Consider the following 24,597-nt stretch of genomic DNA (forward strand, 5'->3'; position numbering starts at 1 on the left):
ACAACCGGGTCGCGCTGGGCGGGTTCAGCTCTCGTGGGCGGAGATGACAGCGAGGTCGTCGGGCCGAATCCGACCGTTGACCCGTGCCGACCGCATCCGACGGTGCCCGCCGACGACGAACACCGCGCCGTGCACCCCGCGCGCCTGCAGGTGCCAGGCGAGCCATTCGGCCTCGTGCCCGTCCTCGCTGACGAGGATCCATCGTGATTCCGGCCGGGCGACGCGCAGTGAGTCCGGGGTGTCCGGCGTGAGCCGGTCGAGAACCTCGACGGCGTCGATGGCCAGGGCCCCGAACAGTGCGCCGTCGAGCTGACGGCGCCGGTGGGAGCGGACGTCGACGGGGGTGGCACCGGCGGCGACGGCGAACGCGTAGTCCTCGACCCGCAACGACAGCGGCGCAGACGGGGCCGGGGCGACGGTCGGCGGTACAGCGGCAAACACCGAAGCAGGGGCGAACACCGAACCGGCGGAAGAAGGACGAACAGAAGAAACAACCGAAGCGGTCATGAGAGGGAGTCCTCAGGTGATCGAGATCGAGCGGGGAGCGCGAAGGAGGGCAGCCGCAGACGCGGTATCAGCCCTGACAACACTCCCGACAGCTCGTGATCACGACGACGAGTATGCCACAGCACACCCCCACCGGCCAGACCCCAATCGGACCGAGGTCGTCACACTTCCGGCGGCTGCCACCGCTGCACGCGTCGCATCTGTGCGTTCAGGACGGCGTCGGGCGTCATGCGCAGAGCGAGGTCGCGCGCCCAGACAGCGGGGCCGGCACGCAGTTGCCCGACCCGGCCGATCATCGACGCCTGCCGCGCGATCTGCTGGGTCCGCGGGCGTCGGAGCCGGTCGTAGGTGCGCAAGGCCTCGTCGAGGTCAGCGCGGCCGTGCCGGCGTAGCAGCGCGGTCAGGGTGGCCGCGTCCTCCATCGCCTGGTTGGCACCTTGACCCAGGTTCGGGGTCATCGCGTGGGCGGCGTCGCCGACGAGAACACTCGAGCACCCCCGGCCCGCTCTGACGAACGTGGGCAGCGGCTTGGCGAGCTCCTCGATCGGCAGGTATCCGACGGTCGCCGGATCGGTGGCGTCGAGCAACTCCCCGATCGGTCGATGCCACCCCGAAAACCGTTGCCGCACTGCATCGAGACCGCCCTCCGAGTCGCCCCCGTCGTCCGACACCGAGGCGAACCAGTAGACATGCCCGTCAGGGAGCGGCGCAATCCCGAAACGCGCCCCACGTCCGGTCGTCTCGCCGGCCGCGTCGACCGACACCGGGGTCGTCGTGATGGCCCGCCACGCGGAGTAGCCACATCGCCGGACGCCCGGGTCCTCGACGACCGCGGCACGCACCCGGCTGCGCAGACCGTCGGCGCCGACGATCAGGTCGCAGTCACCGATCTCGGTGCCGTCGGCCAGCCGCACGAGACCGCGGTCGGGCGCGATGTCGTCGACCCCGGAACCGGTCCTGATGTCCACGACGGCGGCCGCGGCGGCGAGGAGGGCCGCGTGGAGATCGGTGCGGCGGACGACGCGCATGTCGGTCAGCGACGCCGGATCGAACCGACTGAGCCATCGCCCGCCCGGTGTCCGGGTTCCGCTGGTCGGCGGGGTCGACGCTGCGGCGCCGCCGAGGACCGACCGCATACCCAATGCGTCGAGTGCGCGGACCCCGTTGGCGAAGATGCTCAGGCCGGCACCCCCGCCGCGTACCTCGGGCGCGCGCTCGACGACCGTCACCCGGGCACCCGTCGACGCCAGTCCGACCGCGGTACACAGGCCGGCGATCCCGGCCCCCACCACGACGACCTTCATGAGACTGTTCTCCACATGGAGAAGAAGCTAGCAGATAAAATTCTCCGCGTGGAGAAATCAGTCAATGGGTCGACACGCGATCTGCTACTGGACACCGGCATCACCCTCATCGGCACCGTCGGGAGCCGGCAGGCGTCGGCACGCGCGGTCGAAGACGCGTCCGGGGTGCCACACGGGAGCGTTCGGCATCATTTCGGCGGTCAGAGCGGTTTTCTCGCGGCTCTCGTCGAGCATGTGTTCAGCGCCGACCGCGCTGCGGAGGGCGAGTCGACCCAGGAGGTGATCGTCCGCTGGTTGGGCACCGACCGCGTCCGCACCAGGGCGCGGTACGAGCTCATGCTCCTGGCGACACGCGACGAGGACCTGCGACGGGCGATGGTCGGGCACCGTGAGCGCTACGTCGACGGACTCGTCGACGGCGGGTTGACCCGTACCGAGGCCCGGCAACTGGTCGCCGCGCTCGACGGCCTCGTCCTCGACGCGCTCCTGCGGAACTCCGACGGCACCGACGCCGACCACGATCCCACTCCCCTGCTGCGCGCGTTCCGCTGACGATCCGGGGTCACGTCGTCCCGATGAGATCGGCGGCCAGCGCACGGAGGTGTGCCGCGAGCTCGTCGACACCGGGCTGCTCGACCGGGAAGTGCCCGCACCCGGTCAGCAGATGGATGTCGGCGCGCGCCGCGATCCGGCGCGCGAAGCGCACGCTGACCTCCGGCGGCGTCCACGAGTCGGCCGCCGGATGGACCAGCAGCACCCGTGGACCCCGGTACCCCTCAGGGGTTGGCACCTCGTGCGTCATCAGGTCCGCCAGGAACCCCAGCGACACTGACGATCCGGCACCGAGACGGTCGTCGACGCAGGCCCGGGACAGGTCCGGGTCGAGACTCATCGCCGACATCGGCGCCACCCAGCGGATCGGAAACCGCATCCGGGCGAGCACCCCGACGCGGCCGAGCACCGGCATCAGCGGGGTGAGGCGACCGAGCGCCGGCGTACGCGCGACCGCTCGACGCGCATCGGGATCCCCGGCCAGATCGAGCAGGCAGGTCGCGACGACCGCGGCCACCCGTCCGGTCCGGCTCGCGACCTCGTAGGCAAGCATCCCACCGAGACTCGCCCCCAGCACGATGAGCGGACGCGGATCGTCCTCGGTCTCGGCCACCACGAGATCGGAGATCAGATCGACCCAGTCCTGGTAGCGGACCCTCCCCGGATCGGCCACCCGCGTGCGTCCGTACTGCGGCAGATCGGGGGCGAGGACCTCGAACCCCTCGTCCGCGAGGATCGCGCCCAGCGGCCAGACCAGGGCACTGTGTCCGCCACCGCCATGCAGCAGCAACACGCGCAGCGGTGCCGCGCTCCGGCGCGCCCGCAGGATGTGGACGTCGACCTCCCCGCAGGCCCGGCCGGAGCTCGACGGCCAGGTCCACCAGGTGGATTCGGCCGCGACCCCGGCGGCGACGGACCGCCACGGCTCGGGCAAGAAGCGAAAGTAGGATTCGGGGGTTCCGGATCGGCGGATCATGTATCCATCGTCGAACCGGCGGCGGGACTCCACAACTCGCATTCCCCGAGGATCGATCAGATGCGCAAAAGGCCACGGCAGCAACGCTCTTCGTTCACCGTCGACACGATCCTCGAGGCGGCCACTCAGCTTCTCGACACCGAGGGCGCGGAGATGACGACCAACCGCATCGCCGAGAGGGCCGGGGTGTCGGTGGGCTCGATCTATCAGTACTTCGGCGACAAGCAGGCGATCTTCGACGAACTCGCGCTTCGCCATCTCGACGCGGCCGCCGGGGCGATGACGGCCGTCCTCGCCGACCACCCGCCCGGTTCGTGCCCGTGGCCGGAGGTGCTTCATGCGGTGATCGAGGTCGCGGTCAGCGAGAACTCTACGCACGGCCGCGCCCATGGGCGGCTGCGCGAACTGGCCGACCCGACACGCCTGGCCACGGAGTACACCACCCTGATCGATTGGCTGATCGACCGGTTGAGCGCCCATCTCGTCGCCGACGGCTGGACGGCGCAGTCCGCGGCCGCCGACCTCCGGCTCGCCTTCGCCGCCGTCGACGCCCAGATCCACCAGCTGGCCGGCACCGACCTGACCGCCGACGAACTGACCGACCGCATCACGGCCTACACCGAGGCAGCACTCCGCGCGCACCGATGACACGCCGAATCCCCGTGCCGCCGTTCGGTTCGCCTAGTGTCCCGGGTCGGAAATTCGTTTCATGAGTTCGGCGGTCCAGGTGGATGCATCGCGAGGCGGCGGAGGACGCAGCTACTGGATGTACCTGCGACGACGCCAACGAAGCGAGGCGCCGCCTGGGCGTCGCAATCATCAACGAATTTCCGGCGCGGGACACTAGATCTACTTCCCGCGACGCGGATTCGCCTTGGCCCGTTCGTGGACCAGACGTAGACCATCCAGGGTCAGGTGCGGGTGATGATCGGTGAGGGAACGACATTCGTCGAACATCAGCGGGGCGAGAAATCCGGTGGCGACCACTGTCACGTCGTCGCCGTCGAATCCCGGGACGGTGTCGCAGACGCGGTCGACCAACCCGTCCACCTGACCGGCGAAGCCGTACAGGATGCCGGACTGCAACGCTTCGACGGTGTTCTTGCCGAGCACGCTGCGGGGCGGCATCAACTCGACCTTGCGCATGGTCACGGTGTGCTCCGACAGCGCCTCGACCGCGAGGTTGACGCCCGGTGCGATGGCCCCGCCGAGGAACTCGCCCGTCGCCGAGACCGCGTCGACGACCGTTGCGGTACCGAACGCGACCACGATGCAGGGCCCGCCGAATTCCGTATGCGCGGCAAGGCAATTGGCGACCCGGTCGGTGCCGACCTCTTTCGGGTTGTCGACCAGGAGGGGAACCCCGGTCCGCACACCCGGTTCGAGCAGCACGTGTGGCCCGTTGCCGAAGTAGCGCGGCACCATCACGCGCAGTTCGCGCAGGAGCGACGGAACCGTCGACAGCGCACTCACCCCGGTCACCTGCTCGATGTCGTCGCCGAGCATGCCGCGGAACGCCCACGCCAGTTCGTCGGCGGTGTAATGCGGGTCGGTGTGGATTCGCCAATCACGCACCAGGCGCGCGTGATCCCCGACCCCGGCGTACACGCCGAGATGGATGTTGGTGTTGCCGACGTCGACGGTGAGCAGCATCGAAGGTCGTCGCCGCGTCAGAGCAAGGCGTCGGCGAAGATCGGGCTGTCGAGGTGACGCGGGTCGAGCAGGCCCGACCCCGCGGGTACGTCTGCCGGATCGTCGCCCGTGGTCACGATGCGGTTCTGCGCGTCGACGAACACCACGTTCGGCGAGTACTCACGCAGCTCGGCCGCATCGAGCATGCTGTAGGCGATGATGATGACCAGGTCGCCGGGGTGAACGAGATGCGCTGCCGCACCGTTGATCCCGATGACACCACTGCCGCGCTCACCGGCGATCGCGTAGGTCACCAGCCGGGCACCGTTGTCGATGTCGACGATCGTGACCTGCTCACCCTCGAGCAGGCCCGCGGCGTCGAGCAGATCGGAGTCGATGGTCACCGAGCCGACGTAGTGCAAGTCGGCCTGGGTCACGGTGGCGCGGTGGATCTTCGAGGTCATCATGGTGCGCAACATGGTCATCGTCCCTCTGTCGTGGTTGTGGTGGCATTGGTCCAGGCGATTTCTTCTTCGAGCGCGGCGATCCCGCCGACCGTCACGCCGACGTTGTCGATCAGGCGAGCGCCGCCGAGCCGGGCGGCGACGAGCAACCGTCCCGCGCCCTTCTCCGGTGGTTCCTCGAGCTGACGCCCGCGCAGGTCCAGGTAGTCGACCTCGATCTCCGGGACCGTGGCGAGCACCGACCGTGCGGCGGCGAGAATGGCATCGCGTCCGCCTTCGGCCGCATGGGCCCCCGCGACGAGCGACGCCGAGAGCGTCGTCGCCAGCTCCCGCTGCTCCGGGGTGAGATAGCGGTTGCGTGACGACATCGCCAGCCCGTCGGACTCGCGGACGGTCGGGACCCCGACGATGTCGACGTCGAGGTTCAGGTCGGTCACCATCTGCTTGATGAGCACCAGCTGCTGATAGTCCTTCTCACCGAAGAACGCCGCATTGGGTCCGACGATGTTGAGCAGCTTGAGGACCACCGTCAGCATTCCGGCGAAGTGTGTCGGCCGCGAGATCCCATCGAGGATTCGGCCCGCCTCGCCCGGGTGCACCGTCGTCCCCGGGCCGTTCGGGTACATCGACGACGCGGACGGCGCGAACACCAGCTCGACGCCCAGCGGTTCGAGGAGCGCGAGGTCGGCGTCGAGAGTGCGCGGGTAGGCGTCGAGGTCCTCGCCGGCACCGAACTGCAACGGGTTGACGAAGATGGACACCACCACCACGGTGTTGCCCTTGGCCTTGGCGGCCCGGACGAGCTGCAGATGGCCGGCGTGCAGGGCGCCCATGGTTGGAACGAGCACCACACGCTTGCCGGCAGCGCGCAGCGCGCGGGTGACGCGGCTCAGGGACGCCGGCTCTCGATGCACGGTCATCTTGCCGGCCGAATAGGTGGGCTGTGCGTCGGACGGGCCGCTCACGCCGTCTCCTCCGCTTGATGTCATCGGTCCTCCAATGCGTCGATCAACGCCTGCGGTGCGTGGCTGTGGTCCGCGGCGCGCCGGGCGAGTGTGCGATATGCCTCGGCGATGCCGTGCGGTCCCGGGCCGGCGGGGACGGTGCGCAGCGCCGCCAGGTGTCGGGCGACCGCGGGCGCGTCACCGCGGGCGACGGGCCCGGTCAGCGCCGACGGGCCGAGTTCCAGCACGTTTCGCAGCGACGCCGCGGCCAACGGCCCGAGGATGCGTTCGGCGAGGCGGTTACCGTGTCCGTCGACGGTCGCGGTGTCGCGGCCGGAGTGGTCGATGGCGGCGTTGAGTGCGAGGACCGCGTCGGAGATCAAGGCGATCAGGTGGTTGGCGCCGTGGGCCAGTGCGGCGTGGTAGAGCGTGCGCTCGGCTTCGGCGATCCGCACCGGGTCACCGCCCATTTCCAGCACCAGCGACGACGCGATGGCCTCGCCGACCGCATCGGCGGCGGTGATGGCGAAACAGGCGTTGGTGAGGCGCGCGGTGTCGTCCTCCGAACCCACGAACGTCATCGCCGGATGCAGTGCGATCCCCAGTGCACCGCGGTCGGTCAGCGGTTGCAGCACGGCCACCCCGTGCGCGCCCGCGGTGTGCGCGACGATCGTCCCCGGACGGAGCGAGTCGGACGCCGCGATCTCGTCGACCACGGCGGCGAGCTCGGAGTCGGGCACGCTGACCAGCAGCAACTCGGATCGCGCGACGACCGCGTCGAGGTCGAGGACCTCGGAATCGGGAAGTCGACTCACCGCGCGGGCCCGGGACTCGGGCGACCGCGCCACCACGGCTCCGACCACATGCCCGGCCTTCTCGAGCGCCTCGCCCAGAGCGGTCCCGACGCGGCCGGCGGACACGAGGCCGACGGTGAGGCGAGCGGGCGTCGGCAGATTCGTCATGCCGGGAAACGGGTCGGTGAGACCGGAACGGAGGTGCGAGCCATCGACGAAGGCGTCGTCGCCACCGGTTCGCCGTGCCGATGGCATACCGGCATCACCGCTCGGTGAGGTCACCGCTGTCCTCCAGAGTGTCGTTCCAGTCCCGCATCTGCCGAGACGTCCGTCGGATGAGCGGACTCATCGCGGCGGCGTCGGCACGGGTACCAGACGTTGCAGAGCAAGAGTAGGTCCGACACCGCGGCCCGTGCCAACGTCTGTGACAGGTGTCACCTCGAGGGCGTCCGGTTGATCCGCCGGTCGTGCCGACCGATCCACCGAACCGCCGGTGACCTGCGCCGACGCGGCGTAGTCTGAGACAGCCGCAGTCCGCCCAGGATTGCCGGCCCGGACGACTTCGACACACCCGCGCACACGAAGGTCCCGCCCATGAGCTTGGAACCGGGCACAGAGTTCGCCGGTTACCGGGTCGTGCGCAGGATCGGTGCGGGCGGGATGGGTGAGGTGTACCTCGTCCGCCATCCACGGCTCCCGCGCCATGACGTGATCAAGGTGCTCGCCGAGCAGGTGTCGAACGATCCGATCTTCCGAGCCCGGTTCACCCGCGAGGCCGACCTCGCCGCCCAGCTGGACCACCCGTGCATCGTCAGCGTCTACGACCGGGGCGAAGTGGACGGACGACTCTGGATCTCGATGCAGTACGTGCCCGGCACGGACGCCGCGGCACTGCTCGCCACCAGCCCCGGCGGGCTCCCGCTCGCCGACGTCGCGGCCGTGGGCGACGCGATCGGCGCGGCGCTCGATCACGCGCACCGCTCCGGTCTGCTGCACCGCGACGTCAAACCGGCGAACATTCTGATCAGCCCCGGGGAGTCCGATCCGCGACTCCCCCAGCACGTCACGCGCCGGCGTATCCGGCTGGCCGACTTCGGGATAGCGCGCCCGACCGACGGTGGTGCCACCTCGCTCACCTCGACGGATCTCGTCATCGGCTCGTTCCCCTATTCGTCACCCGAACAGCTCTCGGCCGAGACCCTCGATGCCCGCAGCGACGTCTACTCACTGGCCTGCAGCCTCTTCGAATTGATCGCGGGCACAGTGCCGTTCACCGCACGGACCCCCGCCATGATGATCCACCACCACCTCAGCACCCCGCCCCCGGAGCTGGCCGACCTCCGTCCCGACGTGCCGAGGGCGGTGTCCGACGTGGTGCGCTCCGGTCTCGCGAAGAACCGGACAGACCGTCCGTCGTCGGCGGGCGCCTTTGCCGCCGAGCTCCGTTCGGCGATCGACTCGACGGTCTTCGCCCCGGCGCCACCGCGGCCGGAGCGCACCGTGCGCGGCCACGCCGCGGCGGCACCGATGTCCGGTCCACCGATGTCCCGACCCGCACCGCGGGCGCTGCCCCCGACCGCCTTCGCACCCACTGCTGCGATCCCGGTCGCCGGTGCCACCCGGCCGGGGGACGACGGCTCTCGGCCCACCATCGCACGGGGCGCGACGGCATACTCCGGACTCCCCGGACACGCTGTCCCCCAGCATGATCCCGGGTCGTCGACGGTCCGCGCCTCGCGCGATCTACCGGTGCTGGACCCACCTCGGCCCGGCCCGGGTGCGACCCGGCGGACCACCGCGTCGCTCGCATGCGGTGTGGCGGCGATCCCGTTGAGCGTCGTCGGCGGACTGGGCCTGCCGGTCGGCGTGGCCGGCTGGTATCTCGCCGGCCGTGGTCAGCCGGGTTCGGCCGGGCGGTTCGCCCGCATGCTGTGCGTCTTGGGCGTCGTGCTGAGCCTGGGGTTCATCGCGTTCACCGTCGGACGCGCCGTGGCGATGCAGTTCTGACTTCGACGTCGTCGCAACGGATTTCGTCAGCGCCGGCTCCCTGGCCGGGACTTCTGCGGCTCACGCGCCTGCCTGGACAACGCGCCGAACACGGCGTCGACCACCCACAGGGTCAGGATCCCCGCCACGATGTCGACCACGTCGTCGAACGGTGAACGGAATCTCGGCGAGAACGGGTCCAGTACCTGCGAGGCCGGGACGTCGAGGAGTCTCCCGGTGCCGTCGACGATCGCGTCGACCGGGTTCGACGCCCAGCCCTCATAGGCGTTGATCGCCAGCAGCATGATGACCGGAATGGCCAGCACCCACCAGAATCCACGACGACGCGCGACCGACCACGCCACGATCAGCATCGTGACGAAGGCGGGCATGTGCTCCGAACAGAACGTGAGAACGGGGTAGTCTCCCGATCGCACCAGGACCGGGACCTGACCACCCCAGAATCCGAGTGCCCCGACCGCGCCGATCACCACCGCGATCCCCGACCGCAACGGGTTACGAGCCCAGATCCCCAGCACGAGAACCATGTACAGCGGCATCAAAGCCGTCAGCGACCAGATGAGCAACAGGCTCGCCTCGGGACCGTTGGCCTGGAGGTTCGCGTGGTACTCGGGGAACGGGGTGCCGTCGAGCGGGTCGAAGGTGAAGAGCCACAACACCGTCGGCCACCACGCGATGACCGGCAAGAACACCGCGGTGCTCACCAGCGACTGCTTGACCGCGTTCCCGCGCTCGGTATGGCGGATCGCGGCCATCGACGGATCGGACCCCGGCCCGAGACCGAACTCCCCACCCGCGAGCGTCTCGCTCATACGGGAATACTAGGGCGATCGTCCAACTCGTATCGGCGAATCCGCGGCAACGCCGCAGATGCACTCGGACGGATGACAGGGGCATCGGACCGCGACCCGGCAGTGTTGCAAGCGGCCGGGCCCCCGGCCGATCAGCCGTTCCGTCGGCGCCGTCCGCCGCCGGTGGACTCGGTCTGTGACCGCAGCTGGCTCAGGAGTTCGGAGACGGGCAACCCCGCCGAGTGTGCCGATTCCGCGTCGTCGGCGACCGCTCGGCGTCGACGACCACCGCCGAAGGACTGCGTGGGCCGACCGCCCGGCTGATTCTCGTGTCGTCCAGCGGACCCGAGGAAGGGCGGGGGCTCCACGTCGTCGGAAGCATCCGCGCCGTCCGGGGTCTCATCGCTCTCGGGTGCTTCGCCCGACGCCGACCGGGTCGACCATTCGTCGGTCGGGGTGTCGTCGGTGTAGAGCGGTTGATTCGCGTCCGCGACCGGCGACTGCGATCCCGGGCCTCGGGTATCCGACGCGTCGGCATCGCTTCCGAGGTAGAAGCCCCCGGAGAACGGCACGGACGCGGACTCTCCGGCGCCGGTTGACGCACCACTGTCCGCACCCGAGGTCTCGCCGCCGGCGGTGGCTTCCGTGCCGCCGGGGTGATCGGTGTCGACGATCTCGGCGTCGGAGACGTCCGCATCGGACGTCCCCGTCGCGGCATCGGGTTCGGCCGGCGCGCTCGTCGCCGCGGCCTCGTCGGGCGATACCTCGGTGGCGATGCGGCCCGAGATCGGGTCGTCGGTGACGACCGGGATCACCTCGGTCATCTCGTTGGGATCGACCGGTCCCGTATGCCTGCCGTCGTCCGCGGTCGGAGCCGTCGCCGCGAAGTCGCGCGCGGCGAGCACCCCGTCGTCGGCGTAGGTGGCGCCGTAGGAGGACACGCCACCGATATCACCGGAGAAGCCACCGCCGTAGGGTGCGCCGGATCGACGTCCCGCGCGTGATTCGTCGTTCAGGCCCGAGGCCAGTTCGCGCATCTTCTCACTCGACAGGGCGACCCGCTGATCCGGCAGCGGTTCACCGAGGAGCATCTCCAGGCTGGAACGCAACGCCAGCACCTGGGCCTTGAGCTCGGAGAGTTCTTCGTTCGACTCGGCGGTGACCTCTTTGCGGATGGTCGTCTCGACATCGAGTTCGTACTGCCGACGCGCGGCGATCTCGCGTTCCAGCTGCAGTTCGTAGACCAACCGGAGGTCACGGCTCTTCGCCTCGGCGCTCTCGGCCTGTCGACGGAACTTCGTCACCAGGATCGCGCCGATGACGGCCGCCCACAACGCCGCGATGACTGCCAGCGAGCCGGTGATCGACAGCCTGTCGGTGAAGACCATCAGGATGCTGGCGATCAATGCGAGCACGATCAAGAGGCCGAGCAACCACTGAGCCGTCGACCGACTCGAGCGGCGCGAGTCGGCGGCACGGCCGTTCGAGGTCGTCATGATCGTGAATTTACCCGCTGTGAGTGCATTCGGACCGCAGGCGGGTGCGGAGTTTCTCCGATAGTCGACATGTTAGGCGACGAGTGCGCGGGGCGACCGACACTCGCCCCGACCCTCACGGACCGCCGACGGCGGACGGATCGTCGGGTGCTCGGCAGCAGTACTCGAGCCACAGCGCGGCACCGACGAGGACCACCCCGCCGATCAGTCCGACGATCGCGCCCGGCCGGTCGTGGTCGGCAGCGGCCAGATCGTGTTGGCCGAGCAGGAAGGCCAGCAGACCCAGCCACACCCCGACGGCGATCGCGCCGAGGATCGCAGAAGCCTTGGCCAGGGCCAGCACTCGCGCGGCCGTGAGTGGATGGAGTTGTCCCCGCGCGCGACCGACATCCCGCGAATCGACCCGGGAACGGACGACGAAGGCGATGACGATCTCGAGTGCGGCAAGCACATACAGCACCACACCGGCGAGCAACGGCAGCGGCGGGAAATCGGAGTAGTTGTACCGCACCAGGATCCACGCGACGATCGCCGTGACCGCCGCGATGACGGCGAGATCGCGGATCCGGGTGGGACCGAGACCGGTCTCCTCGTCGTCCTGATCCGGCCGGCGCGGATCCGGCGCGGTCACGACTCGACCCCGGTCAGGCGGCCGACCGGACGCACCGCGTCCCGCTCTGCGGCGTCGAGCCCGGCCACGAGATCGGACACCGCGCGCGTACCGTCCGGGGTCCAGAGGATGGCATCGGGTTCGATCTCGAGCCACGGGACGAGGACGAAAGCCCGTTGCGCGGCACGGGGATGGGGCAGTGTCAGGTCCGGGTCCCCGGACACGACGACCTGGCCGGACTCGGACACGGTGATCACGTCGACGTCGAGAGTTCGCGGCCCCCAGCGGATCTCGCGCGTCCGATCGGCCGCCCGCTCGAGATCGAATCCGCGCTCGAGCCACCCGCGCGCATCATGCGGGCCGTCGACGACGAGCGTGATGTTGCGGAAGTCCTCCTGCTCGACCCCGCCCCACGGCGGCGTCGAATAGACCGCGGACACCGCGACCAGGTCGTCGGCGAAAGCCTCGACGACCGAACGCAGGTGCGCGGTCGGGTCACCGATGTTGGAACCGGCCGAGAGCACCGCGCGGCTCATCGCGTCCCCTTGCGGGAACGTCTGGTCACCACCGCGACGTCGTCGAAGGTCAGTGGGATCGGCGCCGACGGCTTGTGCACGGTCACCTCGCAGGCATCGATGCGCTCGTCGGTCATGATCGACTCCGCGACCTCGGCCCCCACCTTCTCGATGAGGTTGCGCGGTTCGCCCCCGACGATGCCGGCGACCTGCTGCGCGAGCGCGCCGTAGTCGACGGTGTCGGCGAGGTCGTCGGACTCGCCGGCGGCCCGTAGGTCCAGCCAGAGCACGACGTCGATGTAGAAGTCCTGGCCGTCGGCCCGTTCATGGTCGAACACACCGTGATTGCCGCGGACCTTGAGGCCGCGCAGTTCGATCCGGTCAGCCATTCGTGTCTCCTACCGAGGACGAGGTTCGGGAACCGCCGGTGCGCCAGGCCGCCGCGACCGCGACCGCGTCGCGACTGCTCGCGACGTCGTGGACGCGCACCCCCCATGCGCCCGCGGCGGCGGACAGCGCCGAGACCGACGCGGTGGCGACATCGCGTCCGGCGGGCGGCCGGTCCGCACCGTCGCGACGCAGCAGCGCCCCGAGGAAGCGTTTGCGGGAGGCTCCGACCAGCACCGGGAAGCCGAGACCGGTGATGGTGGGCAGTGCGTTGAGCAGGGCCCAGTTGTGCTCGGCGGTCTTGGCGAAGCCCAGCCCCGGATCCAGGATGAGGCGGTCGGCGTCGACGCCGGCCGACACCGCCGCGTCGACCTGGGCCAGCAGTTCCCCACTCACCTCGGCGACCACGTCCCGGTACCCGTCGACGTCTCCACTGCGGTGCGTGAACCGCCGGTCCGTGCTGTCCCCGGCCGGGCGCCAGTGCATCAGGATCCACGGCAATCCCGCGTCCGCGACGACCCGCGCCATGTCGGCGTCGGCACGCCCGCCGGACACGTCGTTGACGATCGCGGCGCCGGCCCGGATCGCGGCGGCCGCGACCGGGGCGCGCATCGTGTCGACAGACACGGTCACCCCGCGCGCGGCGAGTTCGCCGATCACCGGGACCACGCGCTCCGCCTCGAGACCGGGGTCGACCCGGACCGCGCCGGGCCGGGTCGATTCGCCACCGACGTCGATGAGGTCGGCACCCTGCTCGATGAGTTCGAGCCCATGCGCGATGGCCGCATCGGCGTCGAGGTAGCGGCCGCCGTCGGAGAAGGAGTCGGCGGTGACGTTGAGGACGCCCATCACGAGAGTCCGGTGCACACCGCCGCCGGCGGGGACTGCGTGCGCCTGCGTCACCGGGTGATCAGGTCGAGGGCTTCGCCGCGGGACACCGCACTGGTCTTGAAGATGCCGCGCACCGCCGACGTGGTGGTCGTCGCGCCGGGTTTGCGGATACCGCGCATGGCCATGCACAGGTGCTCGGCCTCGATCACCACGATCACCCCGCGGGGCTCGAGTCTGCGCATCATCGCGTCGGCGATCTGGCTGGTGAGCCGCTCCTGGACCTGCGGACGCTTCGCGTACAGGTCGACCAGGCGTGCCAACTTGGACAGCCCGGTCACCCGGCCCGACGCCCCGGGGATGTAGCCGACGTGGGCGACGCCGTGGAACGACACCAGGTGATGCTCGCAGGTGGAGTACATCGGGATGTCCTTCACCAGCACCAGCTCGTCGTGGTCCTCGTCGAACGTCGTGGCGAGGACCTCGTCGGGCTCGGTGTACAAGCCGGCGAACATCTCCCGGTAGGCGTTCGCCACCCGCGTGGGCGTCCGGATCAGACCTTCCCGATCCGGGTCCTCGCCGACGGCGAGCAGCAACTCGCGGACCGCGGCTTCGGCGCGTGCCTGGTCGAAGTCGGACCGGGGTCCCTCGAGTACGGCGTCCCGCCGCTCGCTGATACTCATCCGGCCACTTTACGAACTCGGACGCGAGTCGTCGTCACCGGCGCGATGGCCCCAGCCGTTCGTGTCGCCGTTGCGACCCGACCGCGGGTCGGGCTCGGGCGGCCAACCGGGTGCGGACCAATCGCGCGGCGCGCCGTAATCCGGACGCGTGCCGCCCCCGTACGGCCCACCCGACCCGGGTGCCGTCCGGCCGTTGCCCGGGTCCGGGTACTGCGGGTTGGGGTAGTTCGGGTTCGGATACTGGGGGTTCGGATACTGGGGATTCGGATAGTGGGGGCCGGGATCGGCCGGCGGATATCCGTGGTCGGGGTACCGCGGTTCCGGATTGCCCTGCGTCGGGGGTGTCGGACCACCCGGCTCGGGATACATCGGCGGGTAGTTCGGCACCTGGCCGGGGACCTGCGGCCCACCGGGATAGCCGGCACCGACCGGCTCCGGGATCTTGGCCTGCTCCGGCGGCGGCCACGGCTCACCGCGTTCGATCGCCAGCTCTCCCGGCGTCTTCACCGGCGGTTTGTCACTCGGAGTGCGTTCGCCGAAGTCGTTGAACGCGGTGATCCGCGGACGCTTGTCGACGTCGGCGAAGATCTTCTCGAGGTCCTTGCGGGTCAGCGTCTCCTTCTCGAGGAGCTGCGTCGCGAGCACGTCCAGGGTGTCCCGGTACTCGGTCAGGATGGCCCACGCCTCGGTGTGCGCGGCCTCGATGAGCCGGCGCACCTCGTCGTCGATCTCGCTCGCGATTTCCGCGGAGTAGTCGGTGTGCGAGCCCATGGACCGGCCGAGGAACGGATCGCCCTGGTCCTGGCCGTAGCGCACCGCACCCAACTTCGAACTCATGCCGTACTCGGTGACCATCGCACGCGCGATCTTCGTCGCCTGGTCGATGTCCGACGACGCACCGGTCGTCGGCTCGTGGAAGACCAGTTCCTCGGCGGCACGGCCGCCCATCGCCATCACCAGCCGCGCGATCATCTCCGAGCGGGTCATCAGGTCCTTGTCCTGCTCGGGGACGGCGAGCGCGTGGCCGCCGGTGCGCCCGCGCGCCAGGATGGTGACCTTGTAGATCGGGTCGAGGTCGGGCATCGCCCAGGCGGCGAGGGTATGGCCGCCCTCGTGATAGGCGACGACCTTGCGCTCGTGTTCGCTGATGATCCGGGACTTGCGGCGCGGACCGCCGATGACCCGGTCGACCGCCTCTTCGAGGGCCTCGGCGGTGATCGTCTGCTTGTTCTCCCGTGCGGTGAGCAGCGCCGCCTCGTTGACGACGTTGGCCAGATCCGCTCCGGACATGCCGGGCGTGCGCTTGGCCAGACCGTCGAGATCGGCGTCGGAGTCGATCGGCTTGCCCTTGGCGTGCACCTTGAGGATGGCCCGGCGACCCGCCATGTCGGGGTTGCCGACCGGGATCTGCCGGTCGAAACGTCCGGGGCGCAGCAGAGCCGGGTCGAGGATGTCGGGGCGGTTGGTGGCCGCGATCAGGATGATGCCCGAGCGGTCGCCGAAACCGTCCATCTCGACGAGGAGCTGGTTGAGCGTCTGCTCACGCTCGTCGTGGCCACCGCCGAGACCCGCGCCGCGCTGTCGGCCGACGGCGTCGATCTCGTCGACGAAGATGATGCACGGACTGTTGTTCTTGGCCTGCTCGAACAGGTCGCGCACGCGTGACGCGCCGACGCCGACGAACATCTCGACGAAGTCCGAACCGGAGATCGTGAAGAACGGGACGCCCGCCTCGCCGGCCACCGCGCGGGCCAGCAGCGTCTTGCCGGTTCCGGGAGGGCCGAAGAGCAGCACACCGCGCGGGATCTTGGCGCCCAGCGCCTGGTACCGCGTCGGGTTCTGTAGGAAGTCCTTGATCTCGTAGAGCTCTTCGACGGCCTCGTCGGCGCCCGCGACGTCGGCGAAGGTCGTCTTCGGCATGTCTTTGGTGAGCTGCTTGGCCTTCGACTTGCCGAAGCCCATCACGCCGCCGCGGCCACCGCCCTGCATACGGCTCATCACGAAGAAGAACAGACCGAACAGCAGGATCATCGGCAGCACGAAGATGAGGATCTGCCACAGGACGGACTGCTCGTTGACGTTGGTCGTGTACGGGGCGCCGGTGCCCTGGACGGCCTCGAAGACCTGGTCCCCCGCCTGCGCCGGGTACTTGGCGCTGATCTTGTCGGCGTCGGCGTCGTTGACCTTGATCGGGGTGTTCAGCTCGATGCGCAGCTGCTGCTCGCGGTCGTCGATGCTGATGAACTTGGTGTTCTTGTCGTTGAGTTGCTGCAGTGCGACAGAGGTGTCGACGCCGCGGTACTCCCGACCGGAGTCGCTCATCACGCTCCAGCCCCACAGGGCGAGCAGGATGAGCGCCAGGATGGCGAGGTTGCGGAAGACTGTCTTACGGTTCATGCCAGTTGGTGGGGGTCGTGCGGGCTCACGGGATCGAGTCCCGGTGCCGACGCCGTTCCCATGTCCTTCCCGTCGACGTACACATTGAGGCTACCGGTCAACGATCGCGCTGGTGAAACCGTTCCCTCGCAGGTCGGACACGCGGGCGCCGCGTCATGCGCCGGCGATGGATCAGTGCGTGTACACCGACGGCTTCAGTCGTCCGATGTAGGGAAGGTCGCGGTATCGCTCCGCGTAGTCGAGGCCGTATCCGACGACGAACTCGTTGGGGATGTCGAACCCGACGTCGGCGACCCGGATGGTGGAACGCACGGCGTCCGGCTTGCGCAACAGAGCGCACACCTCCAGGCTGCGTGGCGACCGTGTGGCGAGATTCTTCATGAGCCAGGACAGCGTCAGACCGGAGTCGATGATGTCCTCGACGATCAGGACGTCGCGTCCCTCGATGTCGCGGTCGAGGTCCTTGAGGATGCGGACCACACCCGAGGACGAGGTCGACGACCCGTAACTGGAGACCGCCATGAACTCCATCTGCGACGGGATCGGCAGCGACCGGGCGAAGTCCGTCATGAACATGATCGCGCCCTTGAGGACACCGATGAGGACCAGATCCTCCTCGATGTCGGCATAGCGCGACGCCACGGACTGGGCGAGTTCGGCGGTGCGCTGCTTGATCTCGTCCTCGGTGATCAGGACAGCGTCGATGTCGGCGGCATACGGATCGGCAAACTGCACGGTCCCAGCTTGTCATGTTTTGCCGATACCGCGGCGAACGGGGGTTGCACGAGGGCCGCGACCGTCGGTCGGAGAAATGATCGAGCATCGACCTGCGGTTTTATCGAGAAATGCCTGCTCAAATCATTGTTGACCTTTCACACCGACATTTCGCGGAATTGCTATGTGCATAACGGTCCCATAACAACTCATCACACCGGCACCATTCCGAGTGGTTGCGTTTCGAAGTGGATCAAGCGTCTGACATTCTCGGAAACAGAGTGCTGAGCAACAGACCTCTGAATTCCCCTCCCCTTCTCACGCCCTGTCCCGTGCGGACAAGAAGGAGCGCTCGTGTTCCCCACTTCGCGTTCTCCCCTGCGCAAAATACGTTTCAGCGCAATTCTCTGCCTGGTCACCGCGGTCGTCACCGTCTTCGCCGCGACCGCCGAAGCTGCACCTCAGCGGGCCGCGGCTCCGACCTACGACGCGTCGTGGAATGCCTCGGCCCTCACTCTCACGGTGCACAACGCATCGGTCAGCACGGAGAACGGAAATCTGACGATCCGGGACACCGCCGGCGCGGAACTCTTTCGCATGCCGCTCATGTATCGCAGCGAGTATCGGCAGTTCCCGATCGACACTCGGACCACGGGAAACAAGGTGACCCTCATTCCTTCCCGTGAGGTCGCGCGTTCGACGGCGCTCAATCCGACCGCGGTCGATCAATTACGCGGGGTGGCCCGACACAATGTCGCGGCGCCGCAAACGCGCCAGGAACGTGACGACCAGGCACTCGACCGATTCCGGTCCCAACTCGCCACCGGAACCTCGATCGGGACATTGGTCGGAACAATCGTCGGTGCCATTGTCGGCGGCGCGCTCGGATGCCTCGTCTTTATGCTCGCCGCGCCAGTCGTGGGTTGTCTCGTCGGAGTCGCTCCGGCGGCGGCCATCGGCGGGCTCGCGGGACTCTCCCTGGTCGGCGGCGGCGCGCTCATCGGTGCCGGCATTCACTACTTCCAGACGATCAACTCGCCGTTCACCCCGCCGCGTCGCTGATCGCCCGTAACCCCACGACGGTCCGTCTCACCTTGCGGTGAGGCGGACCGTCAGTGTGTCCCCGGCACGTACGACGACGCGTCGTGCTTCGGGGTCGCCGCCGATGGCCACCTGCGACCGCGCGTTCCCGGTGGTGGCCACCAGATCGTCGACGGCCGAGATGACGCGGTGTGTCGGTTCGGTGGCGCCGACGCCGAGCAGCCAGGCACGCAGGACACGCGTCCGGACCGCGAGCGGCACGGCGAGCAGCGGCGCGATCGCCAGCCCCTCGTCGCGCCCGGCCTCGGCGAGGACACCGGCCGCCCACTCGTCCAGCGCGTCGTTGTCGGCCCGCAGGCCCTCGGCGGTGCGACCCAGCGCGTCGATGACCCCGCCGTGCAGAACCTCCTCGAGCAGCGGCAGCACCTCGGTTCGCAGTCGGACGCGGGTGAACCGCGGATCGTCGTTGTGCGGATCGCGATGGGGCGCGAGACCGAGTTCGGTGCAGGCCGCCAGCGTCTGCCGCCGGCGGACGCCGAGCAACGGCCGGGCCCAGGGGTCGTTCCACGCGCGCATGCCCGCGATCGAGCGTGACCCGGACCCGCGGGCCAACCCGAGCAGCACGGTCTCGGCCTGGTCGTCGGCGGTGTGGCCGAGCAGGACGGGCCGCTCGGCGCGAGCCTCGTCGAGCGCCGCATACCTGGCCTCACGGGCTCCGGCCTCGAGGCCGCCACGCCGCCCGACGCGCACCGGTAGCACCCGGACGCGGGCGCCCAGATTCCCCGCCACCTCTCCCGCCGCCGCGGCGACCCGAGCAGAGTCCGGCTGCAGTCCGTGGTCGACGATCAGCGCGGTGACGTCCAGACCGGCGCCGACGGCCGCTGCGGTCAGTGCGAGCGAGTCCGGTCCGCCGGAGAGGCCCACACAGACCTGTGGCCCGGAGAGATGAGCGGCCGCGAACTCCGCGACCGCCCGTCTCACAAGACCCGCTGAATCCATGCCTGCGGGTCGTCGATCTCGCTCGGCAGCGGCATCGTGTCCGGCGAGCTCCACACGACGTTGAACCGCTCCATCCCGACGGCCTCGACCACCGCGTCGACGAAGGCCTTGCCGCGGATGTACTGCGCGAGCTTGGCGTCCATCCCGATGAGCGCCCGGATGAGCCGCTGGACCGGGTTATGGGGTGCGGTGCGTCGTTTGTCGAAGGCGGCGCGGATACTCGCGACCGACGGCACATGCGCCGGTCCCACGGCGTCCATGACATGGTCGGCGTGACCCTCGAGCAGCGTGCCCAGGACCATCATGCGTTGGAAGGCGGCGTGCTGCTCCGGGCTCTGCAGCAGTTGCATCGCCCCGATCACACCCTTTTCGCGCGGACCGTCGGAACCCTTGAGCGCCTTTGTCATTCGCGTGACGATCTCGGTGGTGGACTCGCCGGCGTCGGAGGTCAGCACGGCCACGTTGTCCTGCATGTAGTCGCGCAGCCACGGGTTGGCCGAGAACTGCACCCGGTGGGTGACCTCGTGTAGGCACACCCACAGGCGGAAGTCCGACGGGATCACCTTGAGCTGACGTTCGACGTTGATGATGTTCGGCGTCACCACCATCAGCACACCCGGTTCGCCGGTCTCCGGGTCGGGGGTGAACGGGTCGTACTGGCCGAGGATCGCGGTGGAGAGGAAGGCGAGCAATCCGCCGGCCTGGAGGCCGCCGAATCGGGCCCCGAGTCCGGGCGATCCCGCATCGATCGACTCGTCGGAGCCGAGCATCGAGCGCATCGACCGGGACGCGGCGTCGATCCACCCGGCCCGGTCGAGGACCCGGGTGGTCGGTACGCGCAGGCCGTCGGCGAGCCCGGTGACCTCACGGACCGGGGCTTCGGCCCGGGTCGCGGCGTCGGCCAGTTCCGTACGGGCCGCCTCGTAGGTGTAGGCCGTGGTCTTGGGACCGGGACGGGCGAGACGTTTCGCGGTCGACGCCGCGAGCGACCAGTCGATCTGCGACCCGATGCCCGGTTGACGGTCGGCGGTCTCGGCGACCTCGGTGGTCCCGGTTCCGGTGATCCCGGCGTCGGCGACGTCCGATCCGGCGATTCCTGACGTGGTCATCGGCACCCGCACTCTCTCAGTTGGCCCACCACGGCGTCGAGGGCGGGTCGCGCGTCCGCCGGCGAGGTGCCGCCGGACATCAGGGCGAACGACAGCACACGGCCGTCGACTGTCTGCACTATGCCGGTCAACGAACTGACCCCGGTGAGTGTTCCGGTCTTGGCGCGTGCCCAGCCCGCGCCCGGGTTGCCCGGGGCGTCGAACCGGTCCGCGAGCGTACCGGTGCCACCGGCGATCGGCAGCCCGTCGAGCATCGGGCGCAGCGCCGGCCGGCTGGGCCCGCTGGCGGCCGTCATCACGGCGTCGAGCAGTTCCGGCGTGGTGCGGTTGGCGTAGGAGATCCCCGACGCATCGTGCAGGGTGGTGCCCGCCCACTGGTCCGGGAACATCGACGACAGGACTTGTTCGATCGCCTCCACGCCGCCGGCGTGCGTGGGCGGCCCGCCCCGGTGCACCGACAGTTCGATGGCCAGGGTCTCGGCGAGCACGTTGTCGCTGTAGCGCAGCATGTCGTTGACCCGGGTGACCAGCGGCGCCGACTGGACCTTCGCGATGACGCGGTCGTTCCCCGATGCGGCTGCGCCGGAACCGGTCACCTCCGTGACGGGACCCTCCACGCCGAGAGCCGCGGCCAGCGCCTCGCCGGCCATGATGCCCGGTTCCGCGGTGCGCGGCGAGTACTCGTCGAGCGGTTCGAGCCGGGCGCCGTCGACCATCAGCGATTCGATCGGCGCGATGTCGCCACCCTGGATGTCCCGGCGGTCCCAGGTGGTGTCCATCGTCGGACCCGAGAACGCGCTCAGGTCGACGGCCACCGACGTCACCGGGATCTCGGTGTCCTCGATCTGCCGCGCGAGGTCGGCGATGCGACCGGGGTCGGTGTAGAAGGTGTCGGTGCCGGCGGGCTGTGCGGACAGGGTCGGGTCACCCGCCCCTCGGAGGATGATCTGCCCGTTGCTGCCGGCCACCACCGTCGTGGTCAGTCGCTGATCGTGCGGCACGGCTTCGAGGACGGCCGCGGCCGAGAGGACCTTGGCGTTCGACGCGGGGATCCGCGGACGCTCGGGGTTGCTGGTCCACAGGACCGCGCCGGTCAGCGAGTCGCTGATCATGCCGGTGAGTTCGCCGAGCGCCGGATTCCGCAGTGCCGGCGCGATGGCCCGCGACACACCGCTCGGCGTGGGCTCCGGCGCGGAGGCGACCACCGGGTCGATCCGGGGGTCGACGGCGATCGCGGCGGGCTGCGGGGGAACCCCCGGCGGCAGTTCGGGTTCCCGGTCGAGCCGGAGCGCGATGACCACCGAGGCCGTCGCGACGAGGGCCAGGATCACCACCGCGGTGATCGTCCACCACAGAAGTCTCCGACCGGAACGACCGCCGTTTCGGGTGGATGCGCCCACAAAGCCTCCGGGTCTCTCGCGGTTGACGGTCGATGGAACGGCCCGGACATACGCACAACGAGGGGTACGAACATCGAGGTCGCCGGACCAACAGTATCGTTGGGGCAGCGTGCGGGCGTTTCGGCCCGACGCGGCATCCCCGATCAAGACTGCCAGGAGGAACTGTGGAATTCGATGTGACCATCGAGATCCCCAAAGGTGGCCGCAACAAGTACGAGGTCGACCACGAGACGGGCAAGGTCTACCTCGACCGCTACCTGTACACCTCGATGGGCTACCCGGCCGACTACGGCTACATCGACGGCACCCTCGGTGAGGACGGCGACCCGCTCGACGCGATGGTCCTGCTCCCCGAGTCGGTGTTCCCGGGCATCATCGTGCGGGCACGGGTCGTCGGCATGTACACCATGACCGACGAGGCCGGTGGCGACGACAAGCTCCTCTGCGTCCCCGCCAAGGACGTGCGCTGGGACCACATCAAGGACATCTCCGACGTGTCCGAATACGAGCTGGGACCCATCGCCCACTTCTTCGAGCACTACAAGGACCTCGAGCCGGGCAAGGAGGTCGACCCGGGCGGATGGGTCGGCCGCGACCAGGCCGAGAAGATCGCACAGGAGGCCATCGATCGCCTCGCCGCGCACCCCGACGCGGCCAACGAGCCCTCGCGCGGCTGATCTCTCCCGCACACGAGACCGCCGGCACCATCATTCGAGATGGTGCCGGCGGTGTCGTCTGGTCACCAGGTGGCTTCGACTCGGCGCCTCGACCTCGACGCGCTCCTTCGTCGCTTGCTCGGCCCGGCGGCTACGCTCGGTGCCGGCTCAACCAGCAGTGGGTCAGGCCACGCGGTACCGCTACTCGGCGAGCACCGGCAGGATCTGTTCGCGGATGCGGCGTTCGGTGGCCGCGCCGTCGATCGGGATGAGGATCACGGCGTCGGCGACCTCGGCTGCGTAGATGTCGCGGACCAGCGTGATCAGTCCGTGTGTCGTCCCGATGTAGCGGATGGTCCCCGAACTCGTCTCCGACGACGCGTTCACCGCCGCAGCAGCGGCCGTGCGCGCCGACGCGGCGTCCGGCGCGACAGCCACCTCCACCTCGAGTGCGACCACGAACTTGGCCTGATCGTGGCTGCCGGCCCGGAGCAGGGAGCGGGCGCGCTGCGCCTCGCGGAGGGTCTCCCGCCGCACGACGATCGGAAACGTCTGTGCGAGATCGTCTCCCGCGAGCGCGATCTGGAATCCCGGACGTCCGATGCTGATCGGGGCCGTCGGGGTGGCAGTCGGTGCGGCGATCACGGTGCCGCGGTCAGCACGTGCGTCGAGTTCGATGGTCATCTATTCACCCCTGGTCGAGTTCGGTCGGTCTGGTCGGTTCGCGCCCGGAATGCATCGAGAATCCGGTCGATGTCGTCGACGGTGGTGCCCGCTCCGAAACTCGCGCGCACCGTGTCGGCCGGCGGTGCGAGGCCGTCGACGGTGTAGCCCGCGACTCCCGCGCGGTCGGTGGAATCGGTGAAGATCCGCAGCGGCGTGAAGCCGCCGATCGCGGCCAGGCCGGCGTCGAGACGTTCGGCGAGGCGGCGTTCGTGCAGCCCGATCGTCTCGGGTCCGAGATCGGCGAGCACCCGACACGCCTCGGCGACCGCGATCGCCCCGGGAACGCCGTCGGCGTCCGGCGAGGCGTCGACATCGGCGGCGTCGAACCAGTCACGACGACCGATCAGGACGCCGGGGCCATCCGTCCTACGACCTGGTTCACCGAACGCGACGTAGTCGATGCCGTGGCTGACGACGGAGACGGGCCGGTGCCCGACGAGTTGCGCGGCGTCGACCAGGATGCGGGCCCCGGACCGGTGCGCGAGCGAGGCGAGCCGGCCGATCGGCAGCACCTCGCCGGTGATGTCCGATACCGCGGTCACGAGCAAGAGCGATGCCGGCGCCGAGGCGAGCTCGGTCTCCAGCGCGACCAAGGTGTCCTCGATGGTCTCGCAGGCCGGGACGAAGCGCGCCCGGTCGCGCCCCTGCCGTGGTGCGCACCACCGCAGCAGGTCGGCGCCCTGCCCGATGTCGAGGACGACGACGTCGCCGGGAGTGATGCGCGCCGCGAGGTCGAGGGCAACGGCGGCATCGCGGGTGAAGACGACGGTGTCGTCGACCCGCGCACGGACGAACTGCCGCACCGATTCCCGGGCGGCGTCGAAGCGGACGTCGACTGCGGGCGACAGGCGACCGGCGGGTGCGGACAGGACAGCGGTCACGGCAGGAAACTCCTCAGACAATTCGCGCTTGCCGCGTCCGGTCGGTACGCGGCCGGGTCGTCACCCGGAGCACCCCACCGCGAAGGAGGGTTGCCGACCAGCGAGCCGGGGCTTGTCACTGGCACTCATGACCTACGACCAAGGGTCGTCGATCTCGCGCGGACGTGTCAATTTTCACTCAACG

26 protein-coding genes and 1 riboswitch are annotated in these 24,597 nt (G+C 69.5%); of the genes, 5 read left to right on the forward strand and 21 right to left on the reverse strand.

All coding sequences use genetic code 11. The features are described from left to right. Positions 1 to 24: 24 nt before the first annotated feature. Together MVF96_RS19530 and MVF96_RS19535 are read right to left on the reverse strand one after the other, a co-directional pair. Entirely contained in the window at positions 25 to 507 is a 483-nt protein-coding gene (locus MVF96_RS19530) for a rhodanese-like domain-containing protein (protein ID WP_247450115.1), read from the reverse strand. A 161-nt stretch (positions 508 to 668) separates the two neighbouring features. Next, the gene (locus MVF96_RS19535) at positions 669 to 1,811 is read right to left on the reverse strand and encodes an FAD-dependent monooxygenase (RefSeq protein WP_247450116.1); all 1,143 of its coding nucleotides are present in this window, start codon (positions 1,809 to 1,811) and stop codon (positions 669 to 671) included. Positions 1,812 to 1,892: 81 nt separating this feature from the next. Here MVF96_RS19535 and MVF96_RS19540 point away from each other — a divergent pair, with 81 nt between their 5' ends. Next, the gene (locus tag MVF96_RS19540; RefSeq protein WP_068971992.1) at positions 1,893 to 2,363 is read left to right on the forward strand and encodes a TetR/AcrR family transcriptional regulator; all 471 of its coding nucleotides are present in this window, start codon (positions 1,893 to 1,895) and stop codon (positions 2,361 to 2,363) included. A gap of 10 nt (positions 2,364 to 2,373) precedes the next feature. Here the strand turns inward: MVF96_RS19540 and MVF96_RS19545 are convergent, their stop codons facing one another. After that, positions 2,374 to 3,339 carry an alpha/beta hydrolase gene (locus MVF96_RS19545; protein ID WP_247450117.1) on the reverse strand — a complete coding sequence of 322 codons (966 nt, stop codon included), beginning with the start codon at positions 3,337 to 3,339 and terminating at the stop codon, positions 2,374 to 2,376. Between the two features lie 60 nt (positions 3,340 to 3,399). Here MVF96_RS19545 and MVF96_RS19550 point away from each other — a divergent pair, with 60 nt between their 5' ends. Continuing rightward, complete coding sequence (locus MVF96_RS19550; protein WP_247450118.1) at positions 3,400 to 3,987, forward strand: TetR/AcrR family transcriptional regulator; 588 nt, start codon at positions 3,400 to 3,402, stop codon at positions 3,985 to 3,987. Between the two features lie 201 nt (positions 3,988 to 4,188). Here the strand turns inward: MVF96_RS19550 and MVF96_RS19555 are convergent, their stop codons facing one another. Genes MVF96_RS19555 through MVF96_RS19570 form a run of 4 tightly spaced genes read right to left on the reverse strand, consistent with a single transcriptional unit; the run spans position 4,189 to position 7,455 of the window. Then, positions 4,189 to 4,992, reverse strand: coding sequence for a type III pantothenate kinase (locus MVF96_RS19555; protein ID WP_058249901.1), 804 nt, complete (start codon positions 4,990 to 4,992; stop codon positions 4,189 to 4,191). A gap of 17 nt (positions 4,993 to 5,009) precedes the next feature. Next, positions 5,010 to 5,450 carry an aspartate 1-decarboxylase gene (gene panD, locus MVF96_RS19560; protein WP_247452142.1) on the reverse strand — a complete coding sequence of 147 codons (441 nt, stop codon included), beginning with the start codon at positions 5,448 to 5,450 and terminating at the stop codon, positions 5,010 to 5,012. Between the two features lie 2 nt (positions 5,451 to 5,452). Next, a complete protein-coding gene (panC, locus tag MVF96_RS19565; protein ID WP_247450119.1) occupies positions 5,453 to 6,400 on the reverse strand; it encodes a pantoate--beta-alanine ligase in 948 nt (315 codons plus the stop codon). 20 nt (positions 6,401 to 6,420) lie between these two features. Beyond that, positions 6,421 to 7,455, reverse strand: coding sequence for a Rossmann-like and DUF2520 domain-containing protein (locus MVF96_RS19570; RefSeq protein WP_068971967.1), 1,035 nt, complete (start codon positions 7,453 to 7,455; stop codon positions 6,421 to 6,423). A gap of 312 nt (positions 7,456 to 7,767) precedes the next feature. On the opposite strand from MVF96_RS19570, the gene MVF96_RS19575 reads away from it, so the two are divergent. Beyond that, complete coding sequence (locus MVF96_RS19575) at positions 7,768 to 9,180, forward strand: serine/threonine-protein kinase (protein WP_068971966.1); 1,413 nt, start codon at positions 7,768 to 7,770, stop codon at positions 9,178 to 9,180. Positions 9,181 to 9,206: 26 nt separating this feature from the next. Here the strand turns inward: MVF96_RS19575 and MVF96_RS19580 are convergent, their stop codons facing one another. The 9 genes from MVF96_RS19580 to hpt form a co-directional block, all read right to left on the reverse strand. Continuing rightward, positions 9,207 to 9,992 carry a hypothetical protein gene (locus MVF96_RS19580; protein WP_247450121.1) on the reverse strand — a complete coding sequence of 262 codons (786 nt, stop codon included), beginning with the start codon at positions 9,990 to 9,992 and terminating at the stop codon, positions 9,207 to 9,209. A 131-nt stretch (positions 9,993 to 10,123) separates the two neighbouring features. Then, the gene (locus MVF96_RS19585) at positions 10,124 to 11,467 is read right to left on the reverse strand and encodes a DUF6779 domain-containing protein (RefSeq protein ID WP_247450122.1); all 1,344 of its coding nucleotides are present in this window, start codon (positions 11,465 to 11,467) and stop codon (positions 10,124 to 10,126) included. Positions 11,468 to 11,582: 115 nt separating this feature from the next. Further along, complete coding sequence (locus MVF96_RS19590; RefSeq protein WP_247450123.1) at positions 11,583 to 12,098, reverse strand: DUF3180 domain-containing protein; 516 nt, start codon at positions 12,096 to 12,098, stop codon at positions 11,583 to 11,585. Next, positions 12,095 to 12,613, reverse strand: a complete 519-nt coding sequence (folK, locus tag MVF96_RS19595; protein WP_247450124.1) for a 2-amino-4-hydroxy-6-hydroxymethyldihydropteridine diphosphokinase — start codon at positions 12,611 to 12,613, stop codon at positions 12,095 to 12,097. Before folK ends, MVF96_RS19590 begins: the two co-directional genes overlap by 4 nt. Then, complete coding sequence (gene folB / locus MVF96_RS19600) at positions 12,610 to 12,981, reverse strand: dihydroneopterin aldolase (protein ID WP_205333815.1); 372 nt, start codon at positions 12,979 to 12,981, stop codon at positions 12,610 to 12,612. The genes folK and folB overlap by 4 nt, the downstream gene beginning before the upstream one ends. Beyond that, entirely contained in the window at positions 12,974 to 13,828 is an 855-nt protein-coding gene (gene folP / locus MVF96_RS19605; RefSeq protein ID WP_247452143.1) for a dihydropteroate synthase, read from the reverse strand. The genes folB and folP overlap by 8 nt, the downstream gene beginning before the upstream one ends. A gap of 50 nt (positions 13,829 to 13,878) precedes the next feature. Further along, entirely contained in the window at positions 13,879 to 14,490 is a 612-nt protein-coding gene (gene folE, locus MVF96_RS19610) for a GTP cyclohydrolase I FolE (RefSeq protein ID WP_137809947.1), read from the reverse strand. 9 nt (positions 14,491 to 14,499) lie between these two features. Further along, positions 14,500 to 16,887, reverse strand: coding sequence for an ATP-dependent zinc metalloprotease FtsH (ftsH, locus tag MVF96_RS19615; RefSeq protein WP_065629596.1), 2,388 nt, complete (start codon positions 16,885 to 16,887; stop codon positions 14,500 to 14,502). 171 nt (positions 16,888 to 17,058) lie between these two features. Beyond that, positions 17,059 to 17,622 (reverse strand): hypoxanthine phosphoribosyltransferase, encoded by a 564-nt coding sequence (gene hpt / locus MVF96_RS19620; protein WP_068971960.1) that lies wholly within the window; start codon positions 17,620 to 17,622, stop codon positions 17,059 to 17,061. A 333-nt stretch (positions 17,623 to 17,955) separates the two neighbouring features. Here hpt and MVF96_RS19625 point away from each other — a divergent pair, with 333 nt between their 5' ends. Continuing rightward, positions 17,956 to 18,663: a DUF8020 domain-containing protein gene (locus MVF96_RS19625; protein WP_247450125.1), complete on the forward strand. Its 708-nt coding sequence runs from the start codon at positions 17,956 to 17,958 to the stop codon at positions 18,661 to 18,663. Positions 18,664 to 18,690: 27 nt separating this feature from the next. On the opposite strand, the gene tilS is transcribed toward MVF96_RS19625, so the two are convergent. Genes tilS through dacB form a run of 3 tightly spaced genes read right to left on the reverse strand, consistent with a single transcriptional unit; the run spans position 18,691 to position 22,150 of the window. Continuing rightward, the gene (tilS, locus tag MVF96_RS19630) at positions 18,691 to 19,623 is read right to left on the reverse strand and encodes a tRNA lysidine(34) synthetase TilS (protein ID WP_418930403.1); all 933 of its coding nucleotides are present in this window, start codon (positions 19,621 to 19,623) and stop codon (positions 18,691 to 18,693) included. Next, positions 19,620 to 20,750, reverse strand: a complete 1,131-nt coding sequence (locus MVF96_RS19635; protein WP_247450128.1) for a zinc-dependent metalloprotease — start codon at positions 20,748 to 20,750, stop codon at positions 19,620 to 19,622. Before MVF96_RS19635 ends, tilS begins: the two co-directional genes overlap by 4 nt. Next, on the reverse strand, positions 20,747 to 22,150 hold the full coding sequence (dacB, locus tag MVF96_RS19640) for a D-alanyl-D-alanine carboxypeptidase/D-alanyl-D-alanine endopeptidase (protein WP_247450129.1): 1,404 nt from the start codon (positions 22,148 to 22,150) through the stop codon (positions 20,747 to 20,749). The genes MVF96_RS19635 and dacB overlap by 4 nt, the downstream gene beginning before the upstream one ends. Before the next feature lie 164 nt (positions 22,151 to 22,314). Between dacB and MVF96_RS19645 the strand changes: the two genes are divergently transcribed. Further along, the gene (locus tag MVF96_RS19645) at positions 22,315 to 22,827 is read left to right on the forward strand and encodes an inorganic diphosphatase (protein WP_058249886.1); all 513 of its coding nucleotides are present in this window, start codon (positions 22,315 to 22,317) and stop codon (positions 22,825 to 22,827) included. A 180-nt stretch (positions 22,828 to 23,007) separates the two neighbouring features. Here the strand turns inward: MVF96_RS19645 and MVF96_RS19650 are convergent, their stop codons facing one another. Together MVF96_RS19650 and MVF96_RS19655 are read right to left on the reverse strand one after the other, a co-directional pair. Beyond that, positions 23,008 to 23,490 (reverse strand): hypothetical protein, encoded by a 483-nt coding sequence (locus MVF96_RS19650; RefSeq protein ID WP_247450131.1) that lies wholly within the window; start codon positions 23,488 to 23,490, stop codon positions 23,008 to 23,010. Next, a complete protein-coding gene (locus MVF96_RS19655) occupies positions 23,487 to 24,413 on the reverse strand; it encodes an aminotransferase class V-fold PLP-dependent enzyme (protein ID WP_247450132.1) in 927 nt (308 codons plus the stop codon). The genes MVF96_RS19650 and MVF96_RS19655 overlap by 4 nt, the downstream gene beginning before the upstream one ends. 19 nt (positions 24,414 to 24,432) lie before the next feature. Continuing rightward, positions 24,433 to 24,546: riboswitch (SAM riboswitch) on the reverse strand. Between the last annotated feature and the right edge of the window lie 51 nt (positions 24,547 to 24,597).

Origin of the sequence: Gordonia hongkongensis, from assembly GCF_023078355.1 — a bacterium.
Taxonomy (GTDB): Bacteria; Actinomycetota; Actinomycetes; order Mycobacteriales; family Mycobacteriaceae; genus Gordonia; species Gordonia hongkongensis.